The organism is Sphingomonas faeni, assembly GCF_023195535.1.
Taxonomy (GTDB): Bacteria; Pseudomonadota; Alphaproteobacteria; order Sphingomonadales; family Sphingomonadaceae; genus Sphingomonas; species Sphingomonas faeni_B.
In genome coordinates this window covers 664,039-691,027 of sequence record NZ_JALPNF010000001.1, presented here as the reverse complement: position 1 = coordinate 691,027, position 26,989 = coordinate 664,039, and the positions used below count along the sequence as shown (strand labels likewise).

21 protein-coding genes and 1 riboswitch are annotated in these 26,989 nt (G+C 67.3%); of the genes, 17 read left to right on the top strand and 4 right to left on the bottom strand.

All coding sequences use genetic code 11. The features are described 5' to 3' along the window. Positions 1 to 5 precede the first annotated feature (5 nt). The 6 genes from tsaE (at position 6) to trxA (ending at position 8,931) form a co-directional block, all read left to right on the top strand. On the top strand, positions 6 to 446 hold the full coding sequence (gene tsaE, locus SPHN_RS02730) for a tRNA (adenosine(37)-N6)-threonylcarbamoyltransferase complex ATPase subunit type 1 TsaE (protein ID WP_248520929.1): 441 nt from the start codon (positions 6 to 8) through the stop codon (positions 444 to 446). Then, positions 443 to 1,423, top strand: coding sequence for an aminoglycoside phosphotransferase family protein (locus SPHN_RS02725; protein ID WP_248521468.1), 981 nt, complete (start codon positions 443 to 445; stop codon positions 1,421 to 1,423). The genes tsaE and SPHN_RS02725 overlap by 4 nt, the downstream gene beginning before the upstream one ends. After that, a complete protein-coding gene (locus SPHN_RS02720) occupies positions 1,420 to 2,175 on the top strand; it encodes a nucleotidyltransferase family protein (protein WP_248520928.1) in 756 nt (251 codons plus the stop codon). Before SPHN_RS02725 ends, SPHN_RS02720 begins: the two co-directional genes overlap by 4 nt. Then, positions 2,168 to 5,128, top strand: a complete 2,961-nt coding sequence (gene addB, locus SPHN_RS02715) for a double-strand break repair protein AddB (protein ID WP_248520927.1) — start codon at positions 2,168 to 2,170, stop codon at positions 5,126 to 5,128. Before SPHN_RS02720 ends, addB begins: the two co-directional genes overlap by 8 nt. After that, the gene (gene addA, locus SPHN_RS02710) at positions 5,112 to 8,543 is read left to right on the top strand and encodes a double-strand break repair helicase AddA (RefSeq protein ID WP_248520926.1); all 3,432 of its coding nucleotides are present in this window, start codon (positions 5,112 to 5,114) and stop codon (positions 8,541 to 8,543) included. The genes addB and addA overlap by 17 nt, the downstream gene beginning before the upstream one ends. Before the next feature lie 64 nt (positions 8,544 to 8,607). Continuing rightward, on the top strand, positions 8,608 to 8,931 hold the full coding sequence (gene trxA / locus SPHN_RS02705; protein ID WP_055877560.1) for a thioredoxin TrxA: 324 nt from the start codon (positions 8,608 to 8,610) through the stop codon (positions 8,929 to 8,931). A gap of 111 nt (positions 8,932 to 9,042) precedes the next feature. Here trxA and argJ read toward each other — a convergent pair whose 3' ends face one another. After that, positions 9,043 to 10,263, bottom strand: a complete 1,221-nt coding sequence (gene argJ, locus SPHN_RS02700; RefSeq protein WP_248520925.1) for a bifunctional glutamate N-acetyltransferase/amino-acid acetyltransferase ArgJ — start codon at positions 10,261 to 10,263, stop codon at positions 9,043 to 9,045. Positions 10,264 to 10,438: 175 nt separating this feature from the next. Between argJ and SPHN_RS02695 the strand changes: the two genes are divergently transcribed. From SPHN_RS02695 to secA, 3 genes are all read left to right on the top strand, one after another. Further along, complete coding sequence (locus SPHN_RS02695; RefSeq protein ID WP_248521466.1) at positions 10,439 to 10,879, top strand: energy transducer TonB; 441 nt, start codon at positions 10,439 to 10,441, stop codon at positions 10,877 to 10,879. A 35-nt stretch (positions 10,880 to 10,914) separates the two neighbouring features. After that, positions 10,915 to 11,166, top strand: a complete 252-nt coding sequence (locus SPHN_RS02690) for a hypothetical protein (protein WP_248520924.1) — start codon at positions 10,915 to 10,917, stop codon at positions 11,164 to 11,166. Positions 11,167 to 11,264: 98 nt separating this feature from the next. Continuing rightward, positions 11,265 to 14,003, top strand: a complete 2,739-nt coding sequence (secA, locus tag SPHN_RS02685) for a preprotein translocase subunit SecA (RefSeq protein WP_248520923.1) — start codon at positions 11,265 to 11,267, stop codon at positions 14,001 to 14,003. A 181-nt stretch (positions 14,004 to 14,184) separates the two neighbouring features. Here the strand turns inward: secA and SPHN_RS02680 are convergent, their stop codons facing one another. Then, positions 14,185 to 16,251: a M13 family metallopeptidase gene (locus tag SPHN_RS02680; RefSeq protein ID WP_248520922.1), complete on the bottom strand. Its 2,067-nt coding sequence runs from the start codon at positions 16,249 to 16,251 to the stop codon at positions 14,185 to 14,187. A gap of 328 nt (positions 16,252 to 16,579) precedes the next feature. Beyond that, positions 16,580 to 16,689: riboswitch (TPP riboswitch) on the top strand. A 54-nt stretch (positions 16,690 to 16,743) separates the two neighbouring features. Between SPHN_RS02680 and SPHN_RS02675 the strand changes: the two genes are divergently transcribed. The 6 genes from SPHN_RS02675 (at position 16,744) to SPHN_RS02650 (ending at position 23,481) form a co-directional block, all read left to right on the top strand. Beyond that, positions 16,744 to 19,032, top strand: coding sequence for a TonB-dependent receptor (locus SPHN_RS02675; RefSeq protein ID WP_248520921.1), 2,289 nt, complete (start codon positions 16,744 to 16,746; stop codon positions 19,030 to 19,032). Position 19,033: 1 nt separating this feature from the next. Further along, complete coding sequence (locus SPHN_RS02670; RefSeq protein WP_248520920.1) at positions 19,034 to 20,176, top strand: phosphotransferase enzyme family protein; 1,143 nt, start codon at positions 19,034 to 19,036, stop codon at positions 20,174 to 20,176. Continuing rightward, positions 20,173 to 20,757 carry a nicotinamide riboside transporter PnuC gene (pnuC, locus tag SPHN_RS02665; protein WP_248520919.1) on the top strand — a complete coding sequence of 195 codons (585 nt, stop codon included), beginning with the start codon at positions 20,173 to 20,175 and terminating at the stop codon, positions 20,755 to 20,757. The genes SPHN_RS02670 and pnuC overlap by 4 nt, the downstream gene beginning before the upstream one ends. Before the next feature lie 82 nt (positions 20,758 to 20,839). Next, complete coding sequence (locus tag SPHN_RS02660) at positions 20,840 to 22,804, top strand: glycoside hydrolase family 127 protein (protein ID WP_248520918.1); 1,965 nt, start codon at positions 20,840 to 20,842, stop codon at positions 22,802 to 22,804. 27 nt (positions 22,805 to 22,831) lie between these two features. Next, on the top strand, positions 22,832 to 23,188 hold the full coding sequence (locus SPHN_RS02655) for an ArsC family reductase (RefSeq protein WP_248520917.1): 357 nt from the start codon (positions 22,832 to 22,834) through the stop codon (positions 23,186 to 23,188). An 11-nt stretch (positions 23,189 to 23,199) separates the two neighbouring features. After that, positions 23,200 to 23,481: a DUF427 domain-containing protein gene (locus SPHN_RS02650; protein ID WP_248520916.1), complete on the top strand. Its 282-nt coding sequence runs from the start codon at positions 23,200 to 23,202 to the stop codon at positions 23,479 to 23,481. A 321-nt stretch (positions 23,482 to 23,802) separates the two neighbouring features. Here the strand turns inward: SPHN_RS02650 and ypfJ are convergent, their stop codons facing one another. Then, positions 23,803 to 24,720: a KPN_02809 family neutral zinc metallopeptidase gene (gene ypfJ, locus SPHN_RS02645; protein ID WP_248520915.1), complete on the bottom strand. Its 918-nt coding sequence runs from the start codon at positions 24,718 to 24,720 to the stop codon at positions 23,803 to 23,805. Between the two features lie 103 nt (positions 24,721 to 24,823). Between ypfJ and SPHN_RS02640 the strand changes: the two genes are divergently transcribed. Continuing rightward, the gene (locus SPHN_RS02640; protein WP_248521464.1) at positions 24,824 to 25,609 is read left to right on the top strand and encodes a 3-hydroxybutyrate dehydrogenase; all 786 of its coding nucleotides are present in this window, start codon (positions 24,824 to 24,826) and stop codon (positions 25,607 to 25,609) included. Positions 25,610 to 25,695: 86 nt separating this feature from the next. Further along, positions 25,696 to 26,325 carry a DUF4893 domain-containing protein gene (locus SPHN_RS02635; protein ID WP_248520914.1) on the top strand — a complete coding sequence of 210 codons (630 nt, stop codon included), beginning with the start codon at positions 25,696 to 25,698 and terminating at the stop codon, positions 26,323 to 26,325. Here SPHN_RS02635 and SPHN_RS02630 read toward each other — a convergent pair. After that, a complete protein-coding gene (locus SPHN_RS02630; protein WP_248520913.1) occupies positions 26,322 to 26,972 on the bottom strand; it encodes an ester cyclase in 651 nt (216 codons plus the stop codon). The genes SPHN_RS02635 and SPHN_RS02630 overlap by 4 nt on opposite strands. Positions 26,973 to 26,989: the final 17 nt, after the last annotated feature.

The window sequence follows — 26,989 nt, the reverse complement described above, 5'->3', positions numbered from 1 at the left end:
GGGTGGTGAGACTCCTCGATCCGCAAGCTACCGAGGCATTCGGGGCGCTGCTGGCCGAGCGCGTCCGCCCCGGCGACGTCATCACCCTTCAGGGCGCGCTCGGCGCGGGCAAGACCAGCGTCGCCCGCGGGCTGCTCGCGGCGCTCGGGCTCGCCGGCGAAGCACCGTCCCCCAGCTTCGCGATCGTCCAGCCCTATGAGCCGCCCGAAGTGCGTTTCCCGGTCCTACACGTCGACCTCTACCGGATCGAGGACCCCGGCGAGATCGAGGAACTCGCGCTCGACGACGCCCGGTATGATTCGCTCCTCCTCGTCGAATGGCCCGAGCGCGCAGGCCCCGATCACTGGCCCGATGCGCTTCGCTTGAGCCTGACGATCGAGCCGGACGGCACGCGCGGCTTGACAGTCGAGGTGCCGGAAGCTTGGAGGTCGCGATGGCCGACATGACCCCGCCGCCCGGCGCCGCCGCTTTTCTCGCTGCTCATGGCTGGGGAGCCGCGCAGATCCTCCCGGTCGCCGGCGATGCGTCGTTCAGGCGTTATTTCCGGGCGATTGCCGGCGCCGAAGAGGGGGGGCGCCAGGCCATCCTCATGGACGCACCGCCGCCGCACGAGGACCCGCGACCGTTCATCGCCATCGCCGAATGGCTGGTCGAGCGCGACTTCGCGGCGCCGGCGATCCTCGCGTGCGATCTCGACCAGGGGCTCGTGCTGATCGAGGATTTCGGCGATATCCGTCTGCGCGAGACGGTCGATGCGGCACCGGCCGACGAACTGTCGCTCTATGCGCCGGCGATCGACCTGCTCGTGCGGTTGCGCGGACATCCGGCAGGGCCCGTGCCGCCCTATGATCGCGCGGTGCTGAAGCGCGAGGCGGGGCTGTTCGTCGAATGGTATTGCCCGGCGGTCGGGATCGAGCCCGATCTCGCGGGCTGGGATGCAGCATGGGAGGTAGTGTTTGGCCACGCCATCGCCGAAACGCCGGTCACCGTGCTGCGGGACTACCATGCCGAAAATTTGATGCTGGTCGGGCCGGAGCGGTCACTCGGGCTGCTCGATTTCCAGGACGCGTTGGCGGGCCATCCGGCCTATGATCTCGTGTCGCTGTTGCAGGACGCCCGGCGGACGGTCGACCCGACGGTCGAGGCGGCGATGCTCGACCGGTATCGCGCCGCCACCGACGCGGACGAGGCCTTCATGAACGCGTATCACGTGCTCGGCGCGCAGCGGAATGCCAAGATCCTCGGCATCTTCACGCGGCTGTGGCAGCGCGACGGCAAGCCGCATTACCCGACGATGTGTCCGCGCGTCTGGACCTATCTTCGGCGCGATCTTGCGCAACCGGTGTTGGCACCGGTCGCCGCGTGGTTCGAAGCGAACGTCCCGGCCGAATTGCGCGGCGACCCGCTGGTCCTGAGCGCGTGACCCGCCAGCAGACGATCCGCCCGGTGCCCCGCGGCGTCGTCCCCGAAACGGCGATGGTGATGGCCGCCGGCCTCGGCAAGCGGATGCGGCCGCTGACCGCGACCCGCCCCAAGCCGCTGGTGAAGGTCGCGGGCAAGCCGTTGATCGATCACGTCTTCGAGCGGTTGCAGGCGGCCGGGATCAAGCGCGCGGTCGTCAACGTGCATTATCTGGCGGACACGCTTGAGGCGCACGTCACCGACCGGTTCGACGGGATCGACGTGGTGATCTCCGACGAGCGGAAAATGCTGATGGAGACGGGCGGCGGGCTCGTCCAGGCGCGGCATCTGCTCGGCGACGCCCCGGTGCTGGTGGTCAACAGCGACAATCTCTGGATCGACGGCCCGGTCGATGCGATCAAGCTGCTCGCGTCGCGCTGGGACGACGCCAAGATGGATGCGCTGCTGCTGATGGTGCCGCTCGCGCGTGCGCATAATCACCGCGGGCCGGGCGATTTCTACCTTGCCGCCGATGGCCGGATCAGTGGGCGGCGCAAGTCCGGCCGGCTCGCGCCGTTCGCCTATACCGGCATCCAGATCCTGCATCCGCGCGTGATCGCGGACTGGCCGGAGGGGCCGTTCTCGACCAATATCTTCTGGGATCGCGCGATCGCGGCAGGCCGCGCTTACGGTCAGGTCCATCAGGGCCTGTGGTTCGACGTCGGCACGCCCGCCGCGATTCCCCGGACCGAGGCGATCCTCGCGGATGGCTGATGTCGCCACGGCGGGTCGTCCGACGCTCTACAGGATCCCCGCGCACCGCGCGTTCGCGGATGCGCTCGTCGCCGGGCTGACGCGGCAGGCGGGACGCGATCCGCTGGCGCTCGCCCGCGCACTGGTCGTGTTGCCGAACAACCGCGCGGTGAAGGCGGTCACCGAGGCGTTCGTCCGCGCGAGCGGCGGTGGGCTCGTGTTGCCGCGCCTCGTGGCGCTGGGCGACCCGGAGATGGGCGAGGCGGTCGGCGCCGCGCTCGATCCGGCGGACGATATCGATCCGCCGCTTCCCGCCGTGCCACCGTATCAGCGGCGGATGATCCTGGCGCGGCTGGTGTCGGAGGAGCGCGCCCGCGAAGGCCACCCGGTCGACGCGGCGGAGGCGGTGCGGCTCGCGGGAGAACTCGCGCGGACGCTCGACCAGTTGCTGGTCGAGGAGGTGCCGCCGACCCGGTTGCGCGACATCGAACTCGGCCCCGAACTCACCGAGCATTGGCGGGGCGCGCTGGCGACGTTCGAGATCGTGCTGCAACGCTGGCCGGGCGAACTCGCGCGGCTGGAGCGGATCGACGCGGCGACGCGGCGCTCGGCGCTGCTCGACCGGCTCACCCAGCGCTGGCGGAATGCGCCCCCGGCGGGGATCGTGTGTGCGGCAGGCGTGACCGATTCCGCGCCCGCGGTCGCGCGGCTGCTCCGGTGCATCGCCGACATGCCGCAGGGAATGGTGGTGTTCGCCGGCTTGGACCTCGCGCTGCCGGACGAGGAATGGGACGCGCTCGGCCCGCACGATCCGCACCCGGTGACCGGGCTCACGCGCCGCTCGATCGAGACGCACCCACAGTTCGATGCCAAGCTGATGCTCCTGCGCATGGGCATCGCCCGCGGCGAGGTCCAGACCTGGCGCGAAGGCGGCGGGCATGATGCCGATGCCGCGCGCGGCCGGGCGATCGCCAACGCGCTGGCGCCCGCCGACTTCACCGGCAAATGGACGCAGATCGCGGCGGAGGATCGCCGCCTGAAGGGCGTGACCGCAGCCGAACTCGCGACCCCGGCGGAAGAAGCGCAGGCGATTGCGCTCGTCCTTCGCGAGGCACTGGAAGTGCCCGAGCGCACGGCCGCACTCGTTACGCCGGATCGAGCTTTGGCGCGGCGAGTGGCGGCGCATCTCGGACGCTGGGGCATCGGGATCGACGACAGCGCGGGCCGGCCTCTTTCGATCCTGCCGCCGGGGACTTTGTTGCTCGCGCTGGCCGAGGCAGCGGCGCAGCGCTTCTCGCCGCTCGCGCTGCTGGCGTTGCTTAAGCATCCGCTGGTGCGCTCCGGCGAGGATCGCTTGCTGTGGCTAGACGGCGCGCGCGCGCTCGACCGACGGTTGCGCGGACCACGACCGGCGGCGGGGCTCGACGGGATTGCCGGCCATCTGGAGGAGCGCAAGGGTACCACGGCGACATGGTGGGCCGACGTCCAGCCGTTGCTGACGCCGCTGGCCGGTGCGTTCGATCAGGGACCGCAGCCCTTGGCTTTGGTCCTTGCCTGTCTGCGCGAGACGGCGCAGACCCTGTGCGGCGACAATCTCTGGTCGGGGCTGGCAGGCCGTGCCGCAGCCGAATTCCTGGCCGATCTGGAAGCCGAAGCTCCCGCCGGACCACCCCGGATCGATCCGCGCGAACTGCCGCAGTTGTTGCGGACATTACTCGACGAGGTCGCGGTGCGGCCGGCGCCCGGCGGGCATCCGCGGCTGGCGATCTACGGCCTGATCGAGGCGCGGTTGCAGACGGCCGATGTCATGGTGCTGGGTGGGTTGAACGAAGGCGTGTGGCCCGGGCGGCCCGCGCCCGATCCTTGGCTGGCACCTCGTATCCGCATGGAGCTCGGACTGCCGGGTCTGGAACGACGTGTCGGCACCGCCGCGCATGATTTCGCACAGGCGCTCGGCGCACCTCGCGCGGTTGTCACTCGGGCACGGCGGGATGCGAAGTCGCCCGCGCTGGCGTCCCGGTTATGGCTGCGGTTGCAGGCGCTGGCGGGAGATCGATTTGAGCGTGCGTCTGCCCTTGAAGGCTGGACCCGAGCGCTCGACGACCCGGGCGAGCATCTCCCGGCGGATCGACCCGCACCTTCGCCACCTGCCATACTGCGGCCCAAGGCAATCTCCGTCACCGAGGTCGATCGCCTGAAGGCCGACCCTTACGCCTTCTACGCGCGCCGCGTGCTCGGGTTGATGCCGCTCGACCCGGTCGATGCCGACCCCAGCGCGGCATGGCGCGGTACCGCGGTGCACGACATCCTCGAGCAATGGTGGAAGCAGGACAACTGCACCGTCGACACGCTCCGCCAACGCGCGAAGGCGATGCTCGACGACGAGCGCACGCATCCCATGATGCGCGCGCTGTGGCAGCCGCGCCTGCTGGAGGCGATCGACTGGATCGCCGGCGCGATCGTGGCGCAAGGGCTGGACGGCCGCACGGTCGCCAGCGCCGAGGGCAAGGGCAAGATCGAGATCGCCGGCGTCACCTTGTCGGGCCGCTATGACCGCATCGACAAAATGCCCGACGGGCGCCTCGCCGTGATCGACTACAAGACCGGCAAGCCACCTTCGCCGACCGCGGTTCGCGCGGGTTACAGCCTGCAACTCGGACTGCTCGGCCTGATCGCCGAGCGCGGAGGGTTCGAGGACGTGCGTGGCACCGCGGGCGCGTTCGAATATTGGTCGCTCGGCAAGAAGCGCGATGCGTTCGGCTATATCGAAAGCCCGGTCGATCCCGAGGGCAAGCGCGACAAGATCCCGACCGTCGAGTTCACGTCAATCGCCGCGCACAATTTCACCGAAGTCGTCGGCGAATGGCTCACCGGCAGCGCCGCGTTCACGGCCAAGCTCGTCCCCGAATACGCACCCTATGCCGAGTACGACCAGCTGATGCGACGCGACGAATGGTATGGCCGTGAGCGGTGACGCGCTCGCCACGCTGCCCCGGCTGAGGGGCGCGCAGGCCGATGCGAGCAACCCGGCGTCGCACGTGTGGCTGTCCGCGTCGGCGGGCACCGGCAAGACGCAGGTGCTGGCGGCCCGCGTGTTCCGGCTGCTGTTGCGCGGTGTCGATCCCGGCGCGATCCTGTGCTTGACCTTCACCAAGGCGGGTGCGGCCGAGATGGCGCAGCGGATCAACGGACGCCTTGCGGCCTGGGTGCGGATGCCCGCGCCGGCGCTCGCGGCAGACCTGATCGCGCTCGGCGAGAGCCCGGTGCAGGCGTTGCAAGACCGGGCGCGGACGCTGTTCGCCAAGGTGCTCGACGCCCCGGGCGGCGGCTTGCGCATCCAGACGATCCACGGATTTTGTCAGGGCTTGCTGGCGGCGTTCCCGGTCGAGGCTGGCCTGACGCCGGGGTTCCGCCCCTTGGAGGCGCGCGAGGAGGCGGGGCTCGCACGCGAGGCGCTGGCGACGATGCTGTCCGATGCCGAGCGCGATGGCCGCGAACGCCCGGTCGAGATCGTCGGGCGGCTGTCGCTGCGGATGGGCGAGGGCGGGGCGGAGGCGTTCCTGCTCGCCTGCGCCCGCGCGCTGCCCGCGTTGGAGGCGCTGCCGGTCGGCATCCAGCCTTGGCTACGGCGCGAACTCGGGCTTCCGTCCGGCGACATCGACGAGGCGATCGCCGAGTGGTGCGACGCGCTCGACCTCGATGCGATCGCGCGCATCGCTGCCGCCAACCGCGCCTGGGGGACGGCAACGGGCCAGGCCACAGCGGCGACCGTTCAGCGCTGGCTCGACTCCGAAGATCGCGCGGCGACATTGGCAGACCTCGCCAGCGTCGTGCTGACCGGCACGGGTACGCAGCGCAAAGCCTCGAAGAAACTGATCGATGCCGAGCCCGATTACGAAGTGCTCGCGCGCGATCTGGGCGAGGCGTGCACCGACGTCCTATCGATGGTCCAGCGCGCGACCTACTGCGACCTGCTGGCGGACGGGCTGGAAGTCGGCCGTGATTACGCGCGAGCCTATGCCTTCGCCAAGCGGCGCGCGGGGGCCGTCGATTTCGACGATTTGATCGCGACGACGGTGGCGCTTCTCGACCAGCCGGGGATCGGCGAATGGGTGCGCTACAAGCTCGACCAGGCGACCGAGCATTTGCTGATCGACGAGGCGCAGGACACCAACGGCCACCAATGGCGGATCGTCCGCGCGCTGGCGGACGAGTTCTTCGTCGGCCGCGGCATCTATGCGCCGTCGACGCGAACGCTGTTCACGGTCGGCGATTACAAGCAGGCGATCTTCGGGTTTCAGGGCACCGATCCGCTCAATTTCCAGGCCGCCGAACAGTATTTCGGCGGCCGTGCGAGCGAAGCCGAGGGCGACGACGACTGGCCCGAGGAAGAGCGCGGGCTGCCCTTGGCGCGACTGTCGCTCCGCCACTCGTTCCGATCGACGCGAACCGTGCTGGAGTTCGTCGACGCGGCGATCGATGCGATCGGCGAGCCGGGTCTCGGCATCGCGGGCGAGGTCGAGCGTCACGCGAGCGAAGTCGCCGGTCCCGGCAACGTGACCCTGTGGCCGTCGGTCTCAGCCGGCGGCAACGAAGCCGACGAGGAGGGCTGGGTCGACGACGCGGTGCGCAAGCTCGCCAGCGATATCGCGCGCGCGGTGAAGGGCTGGCTCTCGCCCGAGACCGGCTTGATGCTGGAGAGCAAAGGGCGGCGGTTGCGGCCCGAGGACGTGATGATCCTGGTCAAGCGACGTGGCGATCTCGCCTCACTGATCGTCGCGCGGCTCTATGCCGAGGGCGTGCCGGTCGCGGGCGTCGATCGCCTGCGGCTGAATGCCCCGCTCGCGGTGCAGGATCTGCTCGCGACGATCCGCTTCGTGTTGCAGCCCGAGGACGATTTGAGCGTCGCGGCGCTGCTCGTCTCGCCGTTGATCGGCTGGACGCAGGACGAGCTGATGGCGGCGGCACCGCGGGAAGCCGGCCCGTTGTGGCGCCACCTACAACGCACGCAGTCGCCTGCGCGGCTCGCCCCGTTGCTGGCGATGCTGGCGCGGGCGGATATTGCCACCCCGTATCAGTTTCTTGAGGAACTGCTGTCGGGGCCACTCGATGGCCGGCGAAAGCTGATCCGCCGGCTAGGCACCGAGGCGCGCGACCCGATCGAGGAACTGCTCAACGCCGCGCTGACCTTCGAGAGCACGACGACGCCGTCGTTGCAGCGCTTCCTCGACTGGTTCGATCGCGGCGATGTCGAGATCGTCCGCGATCCGTCCGCGCCGCTCGATGCCGTCCGCGTAATGACCGCGCACGGCGCGAAGGGGTTGCAGGCGCCGCTGGTGATCCTCGCCGACGCGACCGCCGATCCGTCGGCGGCACCGCGTTCGATCCTGAAATGGGCGCCTGAACCCGGCGCTGCGCCGATCCCGGTGTTCCGCCCGCGCTCGATCGAACGCGGCGGGCCGTTGGACGCGGTCGTGTCAGCCGCCGAACAGCGCGAACTCGAGGAGCATTGGCGGCTGTTCTACGTCGCCGCGACACGCGCCGAGGAACGCCTCGTGATTGCCGGGGCGCTGGGCATGCGCGCGCAGGGCGTGCCGCCGACCAACAGCTGGTATGCCGCAGCCGACCGCGCATTGCTCGCGTTGGGGGTAGGCGAAGCGGACGGCGCGAGAACCTTCCACGGTACCGAAGCGCAACCCGCGATCGTCGCCAAGACCTCGCACCAGGCGACCGCGATCAACACCGCGCAACTGCCCGACTGGGCGCACCAGCCGGCCCCGGTCGAGGCGCGCCCGCCGCGGCCGCTGTCGCCCTCCGCGCTCGGCGAGGATGCGGTATCCGATCCGCCTCCAACCCCGGCGATGCGGCTCGCGGCGGAACGCGGGCGGCTGATCCACGCGCTGTTCGAACGCCTGCCCGCCATAGCGCCGAGCGAGCGCACGCAGGCGGCAGATCGCTGGCTCGCCAAGGCGGGCGGTGTCGACGATGCCGCCGCGCGATCGGAGATCGTCGCCAGCGTTGCCGGCGTACTCGACGATCCGCGCTTTGCCGACCTGTTCGGCGCGGACACGCTGGCGGAGGCACCGATCGCCGCGACGCTCGCCAACGGCATCGTCGTATCGGGCACGGTCGATCGCCTGTTGATCGAGGCGGACCGCATCCGCGTGGTCGATTTCAAGACCGGGCGCCGGGCACCCTACGGCCTCGCCGACGTGCCGGACTATCACGTCAAGCAACTCGCGGCCTATGTCGAGGCGCTGCGCGTGATCTTTCCGGGACGGTCGGTCGAGGCGGCATTGCTCTACACCGCCGGCCCGCGGCTGATCGCGTTGCCGGCCGAACTGCTCGCCGAGCACAAGCCGCGCTATCGGGCGACGGAGCAAAGCTAGCGCCCCGATGGTTGAGCCGACGACCGCGCCACCCTAGATGGCGTTTAACCAAGGAGAATTCACGATGGCGACCAAGCAGATCACCGATGCCAGCTTCGATGCGGACGTACTGAACGCCGACGGGCCCGTGCTCGTCGATTTCTGGGCGGAATGGTGCGGCCCGTGCAAGATGATCGGACCCTCGCTCGAGGAAATTTCGGAGGAACTCGGCGAGAAGGTGACGATCGCCAAGCTCAACATCGACGAGAACCCCGACGCGCCGGGCAAGTACGGCGTCCGCGGCATCCCGACGATGATCCTGTTCAAGGGCGGCGCACCCGCGGCAACCAAGGTCGGCGCGGAGCCCAAGGGCCGCCTGAAGGCCTGGCTCGAGGGCGAGCTGGCGTAACCAACACCCACCCCTCCGTCATCCCAGCGAAAGCTGGGATCTCCCGGTTCGAGCCACCCCGCTCACCAACCGGGATACCCCAGCTTTCGCTGGGGTGACGGCAATAGGGGGTTAGCTCCGATAGTCGGCGTTGATCGAGATGTAGCCGTGAGTAAGGTCGCAGGTCCATACGGTGGCCCGCCCTTCGCCTAGTGCGAGGTCGACGCCGATTTCTATTTCCTGGCCCTTGAGATGCGCCGCCACTGGCGCCTCGTCGTAACCGCTCAGCGCCAAGCCGCCCTCGGCGACCTGCGTATTCCCGAACCGAATCGAGAGCGTGTCGCGATCGGCGGGTTCGCCGGCTTTGCCGACCGCCATGACGACCCGCCCCCAGTTCGCGTCCTCGCCGGCGATCGCGGTCTTCACCAACGGCGAGTTGGCGATGCTCATCGCGATGCGGTGTGCGCTACGATCGCTGTCGGCGCCCGTCACCTGAATCTCGATCAGCTTCTGCGCGCCCTCGCCGTCGCGGACGACGAGCATGGCGAGCTGGTGGCACAGGTCCGCCAACGCTGCGCGGAACGCATCCGCCCCCACGCCGTCGTCGTCCGCTAGTGTAGCATTGCCTGCCTTGCCCGTCGCGAACGCCAGCACCGTGTCGCTGGTCGAGGTATCGCTGTCGACCGTGATGCACGAGAAGCTCGGCGCGTTCGCCTTCGATAGCGCGGTCTGCAGGAACTCGGCCTCGACCGCGGCATCGGTGAAGATGAAGCCGAGCATCGTCGCCATGTCCGGCGCGATCATCCCCGAGCCCTTGATGATCCCCACCAGCGTCACGGTCCGGTCGCCGACCACCGCGGTCGTCACCGCGCCCTTGGCGAAGGTGTCGGTCGTCATGATCGTTGCCGCCGCATCCTCCCAGCCGCACGGCGCCGCAGCGAACGCAGCGTCGAGTCCCGCTTCGGCCTTGTCGATCGGCAACGGCACCCCGATCACCCCGGTCGAGGACACGAACACGTCCGAAGGCTGGCACCCTAGATGCGCCGCCGTCCGCGCCGCGATCGCCTCGACTGCCGCACGCCCGCGCGAACCGGTGAAGGCGTTCGAATTGCCGGCATTCACCACCAGCGCCCGCGCCTGACCAAGCGTCAGCGCCGCACGGCACCACTCCACCTCGGGCGAGGGACACTTGCTCTGCGTCAGCACACCGGCGACCACGGTCCCCGGTTCCAGCGTCACGAACGTCAGGTCGCACCGATCCCAGCTTTTATATTGCGCACGCGCGACATGCAGCGCGACTCCGTCGATCGAAGGGGCGGCGGGGAAGGGCAAGGCGAGCGGCGATGTCTGCATCTCGCCTTCATAGTCGCTGCAATCCGGGCGGCAAGATCGCCGATCGCGCTTGACCGTCCACGGTCCGCCGGTGTCCAAGATGGCGCGAGGGGGCTCTACGATGAAGGACGCAAACGTAAGCGAACCATATCCTAGCCGCTTGGATGCCCGGTTCGATGGCAGCAGCAGGATCGTGATGGTCACCGTCCTCGCGCTGATCGCGGCGTGCAGCCTTGCCTTCGCCGCCTGCATCCTGCTCATCGCCAAGGACGGTTATCGCTCCTGGCGGTCCCCGTACCCGACGATTCTCCCCCGTGATCTTCCCGTTGCCGTCACCACGGCGCGCCCGATCGGCAGCTATGCGGAATGGTTCGGTCCCGATGACTATCCCCCGGCTGCGATCCGGGCCGAACAGGAGGGCGCGGTCCGCGTCGCGCTACTCGTCGGCATCGATGGCCGCGTCGAGGCCTGCGAGATACTCGCCGGAAGCGGTATCAGGAGGCTCGATCGCGGGACATGCCGCGCGGCGGTCCGTCACGGTCGCTTCCGGCCGGCGCGCGATGCGCGTGGCGCAGCGATCGCGTCGCGCTTCGAGCTTCCCCGCGTTCGATGGGCGCTGCCACGAGACGAACGGTAGATTTATGCCGCAAGCTCGCATACAGCCGGTGCTGCATGAACCTGCTGCTGCTCCTTTCCGCCCTCCTGTCCGCGCTGACCGGCGCGGTGCCGGGCGTGCGTGGCCAGTCGGCACAGGCTGTCGCGCAGGGCAGCGTTTGCTCGCAGTCGGTGGCGGCAGCGCCGGTCAAGGTTGCGATACGGCCGGCCGCCGTTCTGGCGTCGTTGGAAGACGTTTCCGTCTCCGCGGCGTTGCGGGTTATCGCCTTTAGCAAGGCTCCGATCTGGGCGGACCGCCGGCGCGAATAGCGTCGGGCTTCTGACCCCTCGGCTTACGGGCCGCCCTATCTCTCCCCGCGTGCGTGCCCTCAGCGTGCCGCCGCGTCATAAATTCAGGAAATCAGCCCATGTTCGGTGGCCTCGCCAAATCCTTGTTCGGTTCGTCCAACGACCGCTACGTCAAGTCGCTCAACCCGATCCTCGCGAAGATCGCCTCGTTCGAGCCGTCGCTTCAGGCGATGTCGGACGAAGAGCTCTCCGCGCAGACCGTCAAGTTCCGCGCGCGTCTCGCGAACGGCGAGAAGCTCGACGACCTGCTCCCCGAGGCATTCGCGACCGTCCGCGAGGCCGCGCACCGCGTGCTCGGCCAGCGCCATTACGACGTGCAGATGGTCGGCGGCATCGTCCTCCACCGCGGCGAGATCGCCGAGATGCGGACCGGCGAGGGCAAGACGCTCGTCGCCACGCTCGCGACCTATCTCAACGCGCTCCCAGGTGATGGCGTCCACGTCGTCACGGTCAACGACTATCTCGCGGCACGCGATGCGGAGTGGATGGGGCAGGTCTACACCTTCCTCGGCATGACGATCGGCGTCATCATCCCGAACCTGTCGGACGAGGAACGCCGCGCCGCCTATGCCGCCGACATCACCTACGGCACCAACAACGAGTTCGGCTTCGACTATTTGCGCGACAACATGAAGTACGAGCGCAGCGCGATGACGCAGCGCGCCTTCAACTTCGCGGTCGTCGACGAGGTCGATTCGGTCTTGATCGACGAGGCGCGCACGCCGCTGATCATTTCCGGCCCGACCGACGACAAGTCCGAGCTGTACATGCAGGTCGACGCGGTCGTGAAGCAGTTGGAGCCAATCGACTACGACAAGGACGAGAAGCAGAAGACCATCATCCTCACCGAGGACGGCACCGAGAAGGTCGAGCGGATGCTCGAGGCGGCGGGGCTGCTCGAGGGGCAGAACCTGTACGACTTCGAGAACACGCAGGTCGTCCATCACCTCAACCAGGCGCTGCGCGCGATCGTGATGTTCAAGTCGGACATCGACTACATCGTCAAGGACGGCAAGGTCATCATCATCGACGAGTTCACCGGTCGCATGATGGACGGCCGGCGCTGGTCGGACGGCCTGCACCAGGCGGTCGAGGCCAAGGAGGGCGTCCAGATCGAGCCCGAGAACCAGACGATGGCCTCGATCACGTTCCAGAACTATTTCCGCATGTACCCGAAGATCGGCGGCATGACCGGCACCGCGGCGACCGAGGCGGCCGAGTTCTACGACATCTACAAGATCAACGTCGTCAGCATCCCGACCAACGTCGAGGTCAAGCGCGTCGACGAGGAAGACGAGTTCTACAAGGACACCAAGGACAAGTTCGCGGCGATCGCCAAGAAGATCAAGCATCACGCCGATCTGGGCCAGCCGGTGCTGGTCGGCACGGTGTCGATCGAGAAGTCCGAGATGCTGAGCGAGTTCCTCGTCGGCGAGCAGGTCGAGCACAAGGTGCTGAACGCGCGCTTCCACGAGATGGAGGCGCACATCGTCGCGCAGGCCGGGCGCAAGTCCGCGGTGACGATCGCGACCAACATGGCGGGCCGCGGCACCGACATCAAACTCGGCGGCAACCTCGAATTCCGCATGCTCGACGAGCATCCCGAGCTGGTCGAGGGCACGCCCGAATATGACGAGGCGGCGGCGCGCATCACGATCGAGATCGAGGCGGAGAAGCAGGCGGTGCTCGCCGCGGGCGGCCTGTTCGTGCTCGGCACCGAGCGTCACGAGAGCCGGCGCATCGACAACCAGCTGCGCGGGCGCTCGGGTCGCCAGGGCGATCCGGGCCTGTCGCGCTTCTATCTCAGCCTCGACGACGATCTGCTGCGGATCTTCGGGCCTGACACGCTGTTCGCCAAGATGATGCGCAACAACATCGAGGACGGCGAGGCGATCGGCAGCAAGTGGTTGTCGAAGGCGATCGAGACCGCGCAGAAGAAGGTCGAGGCGCGCAACTACGACATCCGCAAGCAGGTCGTCGAATATGATGACGTGATGAACGAGCAGCGGAAAGTGATCTACGAGCAGCGCGCGGACATCATGGATGCCGATACGGTCGGCGACGTGGTGACCGACATGCGCGCGGAGACGGTCAACGTGATCGTCGGCGATGCATGCCCACCCAACTCCTATCCCGAGCAGTGGGACGTGGCGGGGATGAAGACGCGGCTGGCCGAGGTGATGAACCTTGAGCCGCCGATCGACGCGTGGCTGCTCGAGGAATCGGTCGATCCCGAGGTGATCGAGGAGCGCGTCCGCGCGCTGGCGGACGAGGCGATCGCGACGAAGGCGGCCGATCTCGATACCGAGACGTGGACCTCGGTCGAGAAGTCGATCCTGCTGCAGAATCTCGACCATCACTGGAAGGAGCATCTGGCGACGCTCGATGCGCTGCGTCAGGTCGTCCATCTGCGGGCTTATGCGCAGAAAACGCCCATCAACGAGTATAAGCAGGAGGCGTTCTCGCTGTTCCAGCGGATGCTCGAAACGATCCGCGAGGACGTGACCAAGACGATCGCGCATGCCCAGTTCCAGATGCAGGCACCGGTCGGGCTGCCCGAGCTGCCGGACTTCATCACCACGCATTTCGACCCGTTCACCGGCGAGGACAATTCGAACGACTTCGACGGCGGAACGCGCGGTCACGTCACCTCGACGATGCCGCCGTTGCAGATCCCTCAGCCGCAGGAAGCCGATATCGGCGAGGATCCGGCAAACTGGGAGGGCGTGGTGAGCCGCAATGCGCCGTGCCCGTGCGGGTCGGGGCGCAAGTACAAGCAGTGCCACGGCGCGGTTTGATCGAATGAGTCCGGCCTGCTTGGATGTAGAGGCATCCCAAGCAGGCCGCCCCGCAGTCCTCGCAACGCCCCGTCCCGCGACCGGCTAGTCGATCCGCCCGTGGCGACGATGCTGGTGCCGGACTACGTACCAAACGCCTTGGAAAACGGGACGTGCGGCCAGCGCCACACGTCCCGCCTGGTTACCAGATATGGACGCGCTGTGCGGGCGCCAGGTACAACGCGTTACCCGGCTTTACGCCGAACGCCGTGTACCATGCGTCGACGTTGCGGACGATGCCGTTGACCCGGTAGAAGGGTGGCGAATGCGGATCGGTCAGTAGCCGCGCCCGCGCCGCGCCTTCGCGCAGTTTCGCCTGCCATGCCTGCGCATAAGCCAGGAAGAACCGCTGGTCGCCGGTCAATCCGCCGATCACCGGCGCCTTGCCGTGATCCGCCTGGTATTTCTGATACGCCGCATAGGCGGTCTCGACGCCGCCGAGATCGCCGATATTCTCGCCGAGCGTCAGCGCGCCCTTCACATGCACGCCGGGGATCGGCTCATACGCGTCATATTGTTTCGACAGCGCGGCGGTGCGCTGCGTGAACGCCGCTCGTGCCTCCGGCGTCCACCAGTTCTCGAACTTGCCGGACGCACTAAACTGGCTGCCCTGGTCGTCGAAGCCATGCCCCATCTCGTGCCCGATGATCGCCCCGATCGCCCCGTAATTCACCGCGGCATCCGCCTTCGGATCGAAATAGGGGGGCTGCAGGATCGCCGCCGGGAAAGTGATCTGGTTGTTGAGCGGGTCATAATAGGCGTTCACGGTCTGCGGCGTCATGCCCCACAGCGTGCGATCGACCGGCTTGCCGAGCCGCGACAGTTCGAGCTGGTGCTGGAACTCGCCCGAGCGCATCGCATTGCCGACCGGATCGCCGCGAACGACCTGCAACGATGCATAGTCGATATACTTGACCGGATGCCCGATCCGCGGATCGAACGCGGCGAGTTTGGCCAGCGCCTGCGTCTTGGTCGCCTGGTCCATCCAGGTGTTCGCGGTGATCCGCTCCTTGTACGCGGCGCGCAGATTGGCGATCAGCTCGCCCATTTTCGCTTCGCTCTCGGGCGGGTAATGGCGCTTCACATAGACTTCGCCGACCGCCTCGCCCATCGTCCCGTTGACCAGCGCGATGCCGCGCTTCCACCGCGCGCGCTGCAACGGCTGGTCGGCGAGCGTCTTGCCGTAGAAATCGAACGTCGCCTGATCGAACGCCTTGGGCAACACGGCGGAGCTGGCCGAGGCGAGACGGAACTTCATCCAGTCCTGCCACGTCGATACCGGCGTCGCCGCAAAGATCTTGCCCAGTTCGGTCAGCGCGGTCGAATTGGTCATGTAGACGATCGGGAAACTGCCATAGCCCGCGGTCGACAGCAGCAAAGGCCAGTCGAATTCGGGGGCCAGTGCCTTACGACCTGCCGCATCCATGGGCTTGAGCATCGCCTTGAGGTCACGCGACTGGACCGGCGACCATTGCACCTTCGCCATCGCCGTTTCCAACGCGACGATCCGATCCGCCTTCGCCGACGCGTCCGGGATCCCGGACAAGGTCAGCATCTTCTCGACATACGCACGATAGGCGGTGCGGAAGGTATCGTATTTCGGACCCTGTTCGAGATAGTAATCGCGACCGCCCATACCGAGCGAACCTTGGCCGGCGGCGACTGAATAGCGCTTCGGATCGGCTGGATCGGGCAACTGGCCGACCTCGACCGGCGCGGCATAGCCGACCGTCGAGAACAGCGTTTGCAGCTTCTGCTTGTCGCCGGCCGCATCGATTTTCGCGAAATACGGCTTCAGCGGTGCGGCCCCGGCGCGTTCGATCGCGGCTTCGTCCATGAAGCTTGCATACAGGTCGCCGAACTGCTTCGCGCCGGGGCCGACCGCGGCCGGATCACGCGCGGCGTCGTCGAGGATCGTGCGGACCTGCTGCTCGGCCTGGTCGGCGAGAATGACGCTGCCGCCCGCCGAGGTGCGATCGGCGGCGATCTCGGTCCGCTTGTTCCAGTTGCCGTTCGCATACGTCCAGAAATCGTCACCCGGCTTCACCGCCTTGTCGGCCGCGGTCAGGTCGATCCCGAACGTCCCGTAGCGCGTACCGGTCGAGGCTTGTGGCGCCGCCGGTGCGGATTGGGTCTGCGCGACGGCCGACGCCGACAAGGCGAGCACGGCGACGCCGAGCGATAGGCGGGGAATGTGGGTGAACGGCATCGAAACTCCTGGACGAGAAGGGGCAACCCCCCGGTTGAACGCTGATCGATAAAGCAAGCCGGACGACATCGCCTCCGGTCGGCGTGCACGAAGGTGCCCCCGTCGCGCAGCCGGCAAGCTGACGCATATTTCGTCCGCTAGCAATATCCGTGCGATGGTCGGCAAAACGCGCTGCGCAACTGCCCTGCGCTCGTCGCACCATCTCGTGCGACGTCGAAGCCCAGTCTGGATTCCGTGCTGCACGGCGCAATGATCCCGTCGAAGGAAACCGGGATCACCCTGTTCAAAAGGTTAGCGCTTTCCAATGCCGACACGACCACCTAAGCGACGGGCATCCCCGGGGGGCCGCTGATGCGCGGCTGAGAGGTGGGCTGCAGCCCATGACCCGCTGAACCTGATCCGGCTTATACCGGCGTAGGGAGGGTCTGCGGCTGGCCCGTCGTCCCTCCGATTGGAGTGGACGTGATTTTTTTCAGTGCTGGTTTTCGTATAATGTCCGCCGCGCGCGAGCGCAGGCTTTTAGGCCTGGTCGTAACAACCTTCGCCGCATCGTCGGCAGGTGCGCAGGTGGCTGACCCGGTCGAACCCGCAGAAATCCGCGTCGTCGGCAAGCAGGACCCGGCAGGGCTGCTGCCCGACCAGAAGGTCCCGCGCGCGCAGAGCGCGATCTCCGCCGACTTCATCAACAAGCAGGCGCCGACGCTCAACGCCTTCCAGCTGGTGACGCTGCTGCCGGGTGCCAATGTCGCGTCGAGCGATCCCTATGGCCTGTCGACCAGCTCCAGCCTGACGCTGCGCGGTCTCGGCCAGGACGAGATCGGCGTGCTGATGGAGGGCGCACCGCAGAACGACATCGGCTATTACTACGCCTACCCCTCGCAGTTCGCCGACCCAGAGAACCTCAAGCGCATCTCGCTCGCCCAAGGCTCGGTCGATATCGACTCCCCGACGCTCGGCGGTGCAGGCGGGCTGTTGTCGCTATCGCTCGACGATCCGAAAGCCCGCCCCGGCGCGCTGGTCGACCTGTCGCTCGGCAGCTACGCGGCGCGGCGCGCGTTCGTCCGGATCGATAGCGGGACGATCGGCAACACCGGGCTGAAGGCGTTCCTGTCCTATTCGAACACGCGCGCGGACAATTGGCGGGGTGCGGGTTACGACACGCGCCAGCATATCGATGCCAAGCTGCTGAACGAGTGGGGCGCCGGCAACCGCGCCAGCCTTGCACTCTCGTACAACGACGCGAACTCGTCGAGCTACCCGAGCCCGACGCTCGCCGAGTGGAACGCGCAGGGCCGCGATTTCAATTTCGACGAGCGCTACACGGCAGGGAACACCAACTATTGGCGCCTGTACCGCGCGCCGTTCCGCAACCTCTACGCGTCCGCGCCGGTCCATCTGGCGCTGACCGATCGGCTCGCACTCGACACCACCACCTATCTCCAGTTCGGCTACGGCAACTCGCCCTACGGCACGCAACTGACCACCGAAGGAAACTTCCTCGGCACCGAAGAATTGGCCCAGCCGATCGCGCTGCCCGGCGCAGTCGACGGCGTCGCGACCGTGCTCGGCAATTACACCGGCGACCAGATGCGGACCGGCAACGTCAGCAAGCTCACCTTCAAGACAGGCATGCACACGCTGACCGCCGGGCTCTGGTTCGATTATGGCACCGATCGCGTCACCCAGTCGTACACGTCGATCGACGCCGATGGGCAGCCGTTCGACCGCTGGGGGTATCGCGCGAAAGCGATCCGCACCGCCGACGGCCGCCTGCTCGCCTATGAGAACCAGCGCACCGTCACGGTCACGAAGGGCTTCTTCCTCGCCGACAGCATCGCGCTGACGCCGCGGCTGACGATCGACGCCGGGTTCAAGGGCGTCAACGTGCTGCGCAACGGCCGCACCTATTTGCCTGGACCGCAGGACAAGGTCCGCAACGACAGTTTCGCCGCATTGCCGCGCGCCGCGATCCACTACCGGCTCGACGATCGCCAACAGCTGTTCGCCAACATCACCACCAACTTCCGCACGCCCAACGAATTCACGCTCTACAACAGCTATTTCGGCGGCGAAGTCGTCGTGCGCGGGACGAACGCGCTCAAGAACGAATATTCGGTCTCGCAGGAGATCGGCTATCGCTTCATCGGTGAGCAGCTCTCGGCGTCGGTGACCGGCTTCCACTACAAGTTCCGCAACCGCCAGCTCGCGACCGTGATCGACCAGGGCGGCGCGCAGGTGAACGCGACGCTCAACGCCGGTGGCCAGACCTCGTACGGGGTGGATGCGGAGATCGACTACCGCCCGGTCGCGGGGGTCAGCCTGTACCTCTCGGGCGAATATCTGCGCGCGCGGATCGACGACGACCTGCCCGTCGGCGCCGACTTCCTGCCGACCAGGGGCAAGCACGCGGTGTCCAGCCCGACCGTCCAGTTCGGCGCCGGCGGGATCTACGACGATGGCCGGTTCTTCGGCAGCGTCGCGTCGAAATATATCGGCCGCCAATATGCGAGCTTCATGAACGACGAGGCGATCAAGGGCTATGCGACGCTCGACCTGTCGGTCGGCATGCACCTCGCCGACTGGCTCGACGGCAAGCGCACCGACCTGCGCGTCAACGCGATCAACGTCACCGATCCGCGCGTCCTCGCCGGCGTCCAGTCGGTCAGCACCAACGCGCAGGACACGATCGGCCGCAACGGCACGGTCATCGCAGGCTCCCCCCCGGCCTATTATATCGGCAGCGGTGCGGCGGTCATGGCGACGATCTCGCGGGCATTCTGAGATGGCGACGCAGCCTGCGCATCTGGTCCACGGCATGGGCAACGCGATGGAGGCGCCGACCTGGCCCGCGATCACCGCCGACGAGGCGAATGCAGTGATCGCCCGCTTTCCGGCGGCAGGGCGGCTGACCGGGCTGCACTGGCATTCCCCGCGACCGTTCTCCGCCGCGACGCTGGCGCATACGACGCAGGGCGCGTTCCTGTTGAAGCGCCACCACCGCAGCGTCCGCTCGATCGAGGGACTGGCGGAGGAGCACGCGTTCATCGCGCACCTCGCTGGCGCGGGCATGTCGGTACCCGAGGTGATGGCGACCGCAGACGGCGCGACGGCGGTGACGAGCGGCGCCTGGTCGTACGAACTGCACCGTGCGGCGCCGGGTGCGGACCTGTACCGCGACAGCCTGTCATGGACGCCGTTCGCCTCGCACTCGCATGCCCATGCCGCCGGTGTCGCGCTCGCGAATTTACATGAGGCGGCGCGCAGTTTCAGCGCGCCGGCCCGCCGACCGCAGCCACTGGTTGCCAGCTTCACCATCCTCCCCGCCGCCGATCCGCTCGCTGCCGCCGAAGCCTATGTCGCGGCCCGTCCCGCGCTGGCCGCGTTCCTCGGATCCAAGCCTTGGCGACGCGAGCTCGCGAGGCTGTTCGAAGCCTTGGGGCAGGGGTTGGCCCCTTTGCTTGCCGAACAAACGCCGCTGTGGACGCACAACGACTGGCACCCCTCCAACCTGCTGTGGGCCAGCGACAACAGTGTCCGAACCGCGTTCGACTTCGGACTCGCCGACCGCACCTGCGGCGTCCACGACATCGCCACCGCGATCGAGCGGACGGCTGTTCGCTGGCTCGATCTGGGGCAGGGGGCGGACGACATCGGCGATCCGGAGGCAGCATTGGCGCTGCTAGCGGGCTACGCCACCACCGTGCCGCTCGGTCGCGCGACCATCGCCGCGGTCGTGCGCCTGCTGCCGCTCGTCCACCTCGAATTTGCGCTGTCGGAGATCGATTACTTCACCGCGGTCGTCGAAGATCCGGCCTCTGCCGTGCTGGCCTGGGACGGGTATCTGATCGGCCACGCCGAGTGGTTTTTGTCCGATGCGGCTCGAAGTTTTCTCCGCGCGATTGAAGCTGGGGCACCCCCCCAATGACCGCGTTCGAAGTCGTCGCGGTCGCTGTCAGCGTCACGGGCATCTGGCTGACCGCGACGCGCCGCATGCTGTGCTGGCCGGTCAACCTCATCGCCTGTGCGCTCTATTTCAAGCTGTTCCTCGACGTCCGGCTCTATGCCGACATGGTCCTGCAAGCGCTGTTCGGGCTCGCGATCCTCTATGGCTGGGTCGCCTGGACCCGCGGCAAGGACGCCACCGGCGACGTCGTCGTGGTACCGCTTCGCCCCGCGCATGCGATCGGGAGTCTCGCCGCGGGCGCGGTGGGCGCAGTCGCGATCGGCTGGTTCATGAGCCGCTACACCGACGCCGCGCTGCCATGGATGGACGCCGTGCTCAGCAGCTTCAGCCTCGTCGCGCAATATTGGACCGCACGCCGCCATACGGCCAACTGGCTGCTCTGGATCGTCGTCGACGTCCTCTATGTCGGGATGTTCCTGGTCAAAGGCCTGACGCTGACCGCGGGCTTGTACGCGGCGATGATCGCGCTCGCGATGATCGGCTATCGCCGCTGGCGACAAGCGGAAGTGCCCCAGGTGGCCGCCCCCATTGCCTCGCGCTGACCGCCCCCGTGACGGTTGCGCAGCGGGCTGCAGCATGCTCTACCTACTCAGACAAATAGAATGTCGAGAAGAGGGTGCTGCCATGACTGATCCGTCGCCTGCCGGACAATCGCGTCGTCATTTCCTGACGAGCGTCGGCAAAAGCGCGCTGCTGGCGGGGCCGTTGGCGGCCACCGCCAACGCCGTTTATGCCGGAACGCCCGTCAAGCGGCCGGGGCTGCAGACGGCGTCGCTGCGTCCGTTCGACATGGCCGATGTGACGCTCGGCGAGGGACCGTTCCTGCAAGCGCAGCGCAAGACCGAAGCGTATCTTCTGTCGCTCGACCCCGATCGGATGCTCCACAATTTCCGCGTGAATGCGGGATTGCCGCCCAAGGCGCCGGTCTATGGCGGCTGGGAATCGGATCCGATGTGGGCGGACATCAACTGCCACGGGCACACGCTCGGGCATTATCTGTCGGCCTGCGCGCTCGCCTATCGCGCCACCGGCGATAAGCGGTTCAAGGCGCGGATCGAACATATCGCCGACGATCTTGCGGCCTGCCAGGCGGCGTCGGGCACCGGCCTGGTCTGTGCCTTCCCCGATGGGCCGGCGCTGGTGGCGGCCCATCTGCGCGGCGAACCGATCACCGGCGTGCCCTGGTATACGCTCCACAAGGTCTATGCAGGCTTGCGGGATTCCGCGGTATTGGCGGACAGCGACACGGCGCGTGCGGTACTGATGCGGCTGGCGGATTGGGCGGTCGTGGCGAGCCGACCGCTCAGCCCGGCGCAGTTCGAGACGATGCTCGACACCGAGCATGGCGGCATGAACGAGGTGTTCGCCGATCTCTACACGATGACCGGCACCGCCGAATATCGCACGATGGCCGAACGATTCTCGCACAAGGCGATCCTCGCGCCCTTGGCCCAGAACCGCGATCATCTCGACGGACTTCATGCCAATACGCAGGTGCCCAAGATCATCGGGTTCCAGCGCGTGTGGGAGATCACCGGTGACGCTAAATACCGCACGGCCTCGGAGTTTTTCTGGAACACGGTAGCGCTGACCCGGTCGTTCGCGACCGGCGGGCACGGCGACAACGAGCATTTCTTTCCCGTCGCGGATTTCGGCAAGCACGTTTTCTCGGCCAAGGGGTCCGAGACCTGCTGCCAGCACAATATGCTGAAACTGACCCGTGCGCTGTTCCTGCACGATCCACAGGCGCGCTACGCCGATTACTACGAGCGGACGCTGTATAACGGAATCCTGGCATCGCAGGATCCCGATACCGGCATGGCGACGTATTTCCAGGGTGCGCGGCCCGGTTACATGAAGCTGTATCATGCTCCCGAGACGGCGTTCTGGTGCTGCACGGGCACGGGGATGGAGAACCACGTCAAGTATCGCGATTCGATCTACTTCCATGACGACCGCGCGCTGTATGTGAACCTGTTCGTGCCGTCCGCGGTCCGGTGGCGGGAGAAAGGCGCAGTCCTGACGCAGACGACCGCGTTCCCCGAAACCTCCACGACAAACTTGCGCTGGACGCTGAAGTCGCCGGCCCAGCTAGCGCTCAAACTGCGCCATCCCGGCTGGAGTGGCACCGCGATCGTTCTGGTCAACGGCGTCGAGGCCATGCGGTCGACCGTTCCCGGTCGATATCTGGAGATCGCCCGCGTCTGGCGGAACGACGATGTGGTGGAAATGCGTCTGGATATGCATCCGATCGCCGAACGCCTGCCAACCGCCCCGGATATCGTCGCGTTCACCGTCGGTCCGCTGGTACTGGCAGGCGCGTTCGGACAGGACGGGCTGGCGCCGGGCGCGGACATCGTCACCAACGAGCGTAAATACGGCGACTATAACGCGACCGCGTTCACGCCGCCCAGATTAACGGGTGATCCCGAGACGCTCGCGCAGGCGATCCGCCCGACCAAGCGCACGCTGGAGTTCACGATCCCCGCTGCAGACGGCCGTCCCGTCCGCCTGGTCCCGTATCACCGGATCGCGCACGAACGGTACGCGACCTATTGGCAAGTCGGACCGGTCACGACGACGGTCTAAGCGCTGGCAACGATTGAGGATGGATACGTGACGGTCGAACTATACGGAATTCCGAACTGCGACACGATGAAGAAGGCGCGCGCTTGGCTTGATGCGCAGGACGTCGCGTACGTGTTCCACGATTACAAGAAGGTCGGCATCACGGAGGATCGGTTGCGGCGCTGGATCGGGATGTCGGGCTGGGAGGTTCTGCTCAACCGCAACGGCACCACGTTTCGCAAGCTCCCCGAGGCCGAGCGGTCCGACATGAGCGCCGATCGCGCGGTGGCGCTGATGCTGGCGCAACCGTCGATGATCAAGCGTCCGGTGCTCGAAGCCGGCGATACGCTGCTGGTAGGATTCACGCCCGAGCGGTATGACGCGGCGGGGCTGGGCAACGCCTGAAGGAGAGTAGAATGCCTGTCGCTACATGGAATGGCCGCGAGATTGCGCGATCGGACGATACCGTCGTCGTCGAAGGCAATCACTACTTCCCCGCCGACAGCGTCGACCCGGCGCTGCTCGAGGAGAGCGCTACGCACTCGAACTGCCCGTGGAAGGGTGTGGCGAGCTACAAGACGCTGGTCGTCGACGGCAAGCGCAACATCGATGCGGTCTGGTATTACCCGGACCCGAAGTCGGCCGCGGCCGAGATAAAGGACCGCTATGCGTTCTGGAAAGGCGTGACGGTCGGTTGAGGGCGCGAGGTACGCGATGCTGTCGCCGCCGAGCCTCGCCATCGTCTTTTGGGGCTCGCCGTCGTCCCCGAGCCCCCCGTCATCCCAGCGAAAGCTGGGATCTCCCGGTTAGGCACACTTCGTGAACCACGAGGGCTACCCCAGCTTTCGCTAGGGTGACGGTTATCGAACTCGGATCGCAGCCCGCAATCCTCCCCCGCCAGGGGGAGGTGTCGCCGAAGGCGACGGAGGGGGAGGACACGGAGCAGGTGTTATCCCTTTCCCCCCTCCGTCTGGCAAAGGCCAGCCCCCCCCCTGGCGGGGGAGGTTCAAAGGTTCAGCTCAGATCGCGCCCGAGAACGTGTCGCACTGCGCCGGATCGCCGCTGTCCAGCCCGCGCTTCAACCACGACTGGCGCTGCGCCGACGTCCCATGCGTGAAGCTATCCGGCACCACACGCCCCTGCGACTCCTTCTGCAGCGTATCGTCGCCGATCGCCTGCGCGGCCGTCATGCCCTCCTGGATATCGCCAGCCTCGAGTCGCGACCGGTTGGCCGCCGCCCACACGCCCGCATAGCAATCCGCCTGCAGTTCCAACCGTACCGACAGCGCATTGCCTTCGGTCTCGCTAGCCTGGCGCTGCGCCTGCTGGACCTGCGCGTTGGTGCCGAGCAGCTTCTGGATATGATGACCGAACTCGTGCGCGATCACGTAATCCTGTGCGAAATCACCGTCCGCCTTGAACCGGGTCGACAGCTCGTTGAAGAAGCTCGTGTCGAGATAGATGCCCTGATCGGTCGGGCAATAGAACGGCCCCATCGCCGACTGCGCGGCACCGCATCCCGAACGGCCATTGCCGTCGAAGAACACCAGCTTGGGCGCTTCGAAGCGCTGGCCGTTCTTGGCGAAGATCGCCTCCCAGGTATTGTCGGCCGAACTGAACGCGTTGCAGGCCGCCTTGCTCTCGGGCGTCAGGTTGCAGCTCGACGTCGTGTCGGTGCCGGCGCGCGGCGCTCCGCTCTGTGTGGTCGGGGCAGAGGACTGTCCGCCGCCGAGCAGGCCGCCCAGGCCACCCATGCCGCCGAACACTGCCATCAGGATCAGCACGACGACGATCCCGCCGCACCCGAATCGGCTGCCGATCATCGGCAACAGCCCCATCAGCAGGCCGCCGCCACCGCCGCCGAAACCGCCGCCGCCGCCGCCCGAGCCGCGCTGGTCCTCGACGTTGATGTTCGGATCGTAATCGTCGAGCCGCATGAATATGCCCCTTTTCGTTTCTTCTCGGGAACGAAATGCGCAAGGTGGCGCTAGAGTTGCACGGCGGTCGAATCCGCCGCGTAAAGCGATAGGGGGAGTGCGTATGTTCCTGAAGGGCAAGACCGCGGTCATCACCGGATCCACCTCGGGGATCGGCCTGGCCTACGCCAAGGCGTTTGCGGCGCAGGGCGCCGCGGTGGTGCTCAACGGCTTCGGCGACGCGGACGCGATCGAGCGGGACCGCGCCGCCCTGGCGCAGGCCAGCGGAGCCGCCGCGCTCTACGATCCCGCCGACATGACGAAGCCAGACGAGATTGTCGCGATGGTCGAGCGGGCCGCCGCCGAGACCGGCGGCGTCGATATCGTCGTCAACAACGCGGGCATCCAGCACGTCGCCGGGATCGCCGACTTTCCTATCGACAAGTTCGACGCGATCATCGCGATCAACCTGTCCTCGGCGTGGCACACGATGCGCGCCGCGGTGCCGCACATGCGCGCGAAGGGCTGGGGCCGGATCATCTCGACCGCGTCGGCGCACTCGCTCGTCGCGAGCCCCAACAAGTCGGCGTACGTCATGGCCAAGCACGCGATCGCCGGGCTCACCAAGACGATCGCGCTGGAGACCGCGACCGACGGCATCACCGTCAACTGCATCTCGCCCGGCTATGTCTGGACCCCGCTGGTCGAGAACCAGATTCCGGACACGATGGCGGCGCGGGGGATGACGCGCGATCAGGTGATGAACGACGTCCTGCTCGCCGCGCAACCGACGAAGGAATTCGTCACGCCGGAGCAGGTCGCGGCGTTCGCGCTGTTCCTGTGTCGCGACGAGGCCAAGGCGATCACCGGCGCGAACCTGTCGATGGATGGCGGCTGGACGGCGGCGTGACCGATCGGCGCGCCGCCGCCCGGAAAACCATTGCCGTTCAAGGCGATACGCGCTTAGCTTGGCGCAGGCCAACGGGACACGAGACGATGCGAACCTGGTTCGGAACTGCCGCGTGCATGATGGTCGTGGCCTGTGGATCGACCGTGGCCGGTGTCGGGAACGCCAGCGCCGCGCGGCCCAACCTGGATTGGCGGCGGGTAGCCACCCCAGCGGATCGCGCGCGGCTGCGCGGCTGGCGTGGCGCCTGGGTCGCCGCGCTCGCGCAGGTCGATCCGAAGGAGGTCGCGCGCGATCCGGTGCTGTTCGACCCCGACCGTTCGCTGGTCGACCCGTTGCCACCCGCGGGCGCGTATCGGTGTCGCACGTACAAGCTCGGTGCTCGCGCGGGCATCGGCCCGACCTTCACGGCCTCGGGCTGGTTCGCCTGCCGGATCGGCACGAGCGAGGACGATGGCGAGCGCGTGGTCAGCCTCGTCAAGCTCGACGGATCGCAGCGCCCGGTCGGCTCGGTCTTCGCCGACACCAATGCGCGGGCGATCTTCCTGGGAACGATGGAGCTCGGCGACGAGACGCGGCCGCTGCGCTATGGTCGCGACGCCAACCGCGACATGGCCGGGCTGATCGAGCGGATCGCCCCGCAGCGCTGGCGCGTGGTGCTGCCCTATCCGCGGTTCGAATCGCTCCTCGACGTGGTCGAGCTGGTCCCCGCGTCCTAGCGAGCGGCGGGCAGGGGGCCCGGAACCGTCGTCGTCACCATGCCGGATGCGGCCGCTCCCGTCGCGACCGCTACGCCGGGCGACTCGATCGGGCCAAGGCTGGTGAGATACTGCCTGCCGTGCATCTCGATCGGCGTGACGCGGCCGGCGTTACCGGCCAGCACCGCCTTCAGATACGAGCGCGGTTTCTTCATCAACCCGGGCTGATCGAGCGCGGACAGCCCCACCAGGCGCGCGGCTTCCTTGACGAAGTGGACGCAATTATGGTCGCCCAGACGGTACACGCTGTCTGGCTTGCCCTCGCTCCACGCCTCGACCAGCCGCAGCACGGCGACGTATTGCGCGTCGGTCATCACCACCGAGAATTGCGCGTCGCTGCTCGCGACATAGCTCGGCCTGGCGATGTCGAGCTTGCCCGCGACCGGTCCCATCAACAGCGCGGGCGATACCGATTTCGCCGTGAAGCCTGCATTCGTGTCGACCGGCGCGCCGCCTGCATCGGGCACGCCGCGCAAGGTGAAGAACGCGTGCGGGAAACTGTTGCCGAGTTCATGGCTCCAGAACGTGATCGTGACCGCAGCCTGCGCCGGCAGCGCGTATCCGACGCACAGGCAGAACAGGGCGATCAGGCGTAGCAGCGGCTTCATCGGCCGAGGCTATCGCC